This window comes from Vibrio sp. 779(2023), assembly GCF_033344285.1.
GTDB lineage: Bacteria > Pseudomonadota > Gammaproteobacteria > Enterobacterales > Vibrionaceae > Vibrio > Vibrio alginolyticus.
In genome coordinates this window covers 1-1,312 of sequence record NZ_JAWPOM010000123.1, presented here as the reverse complement: position 1 = coordinate 1,312, position 1,312 = coordinate 1, and the positions used below count along the sequence as shown (strand labels likewise).

Below are 1,312 nucleotides of genomic sequence, written 5' to 3'. Positions count from 1 at the left end.
ACGCGCATATCTATGCCGAGCTTGATGGCTTAACCAGTACGCATGGTTCTATTACTGTCACGCCTGCGGTATTAGTGAGTATGGACATTTCGTCAACCGCACTGGAAATGCCGTTGGGCACACATAAGCCTTTGGTGGTCATGGGAACGTTGAGCGATGGTGAACAAGTCGACCTCACCCGAGGCATCACTTGGCACGCCGACAACGATGTGGCTGAGATTGTCGACAACGTTGTGAAAGCCAAACATAAAGGAACAGCGTTGGTGACGGCTGCGTTAGATGGTGTGCAAAGCGAGCCAATACAAGTGCAGGTAACCGATGCAATCCTAACAAATATTGAAGTGACAACGAATGCGTCGAGCGTGGCAAAAGGCAACTCAACCCAGCTGTCTGCACAAGGAGTTTATAGCGATGAAAGCCGCGTTGAGTTGACCGAACAGGTTGCTTGGTGGGTTGATAATCAAGATGTCCTACAACTAGAAGGCGATCGCGTTAAAGGTCTTGCGGTAGGGCATGCAATGGTTTACGCCACCAAAGATGCGATCACCAGTGCACCATTGCAAATTCAAGTAACGAATGCGGTGTTAGAAAAAATCCATGTTCATCCTAGTGAAATCACTCTAGAGGAAAAGAACGTCCAGCGATTTTATGCCTACGGTGAATATAGCGATGAAACCACTCAGGATGTAACGCATCGAGTGACATGGCGAAGCAGTAATAAAGCGGTTTTAGATTTGATTGCTGGTGGGCTCTCAAATAGTGCTCAGCTTGGTTCGGTCACCATTTCAGCTTCCTTTGGGGAGTTAAAAGGCATCTCTGAGGTCAAGGTTGTAGAGGCGGAAGAAAAAGAGTCTGCCATCTCTATTTGCCCACAGCCTCGTTCAGGAGAAGGAAGCGTGGAAGCGTGTTTGATGGTAGCGAGTGATGAAGATGGTCGCCTATTTACCGCACCACCATCAGTGAAGCTCATGAACAAACTAGGCTATGAGCTTGTTAAACCTTTGAGCTACGACGCGACAAAACCAAAAACTTACGTTGGCATCAAAACGGAAGACGGTACACGCGGCCCTGTGGGTGACTTTGCGATGTTCAACCAATACGGACGTGATCGCGCAGGCTTAACCAGCCAATACGCAAACTGGTGTCATGATTTGTCTGTAAGAAACTTTGCTGGTCGTGACAACTGGCGTCGTGCCACTCGCAATGAGTTGTTTAGCTTGTATCGTGCATCACGAGGCAGTGTTTGGGACGGGACTGAAAGCATCTATGAAGAAGACAAAGATGGCGGAGGTTTTGGTTGGCCAGCGAATTC

At 48.5% G+C, this 1,312-nt stretch carries 1 protein-coding gene; it reads left to right on the top strand.

The genetic code is table 11. The features are described 5' to 3' along the window. Positions 1–1,312 (top strand): Ig-like domain-containing protein (locus R8O70_RS25450; RefSeq protein WP_318184488.1); only part of this gene is annotated, 1,312 nt, incomplete at both ends.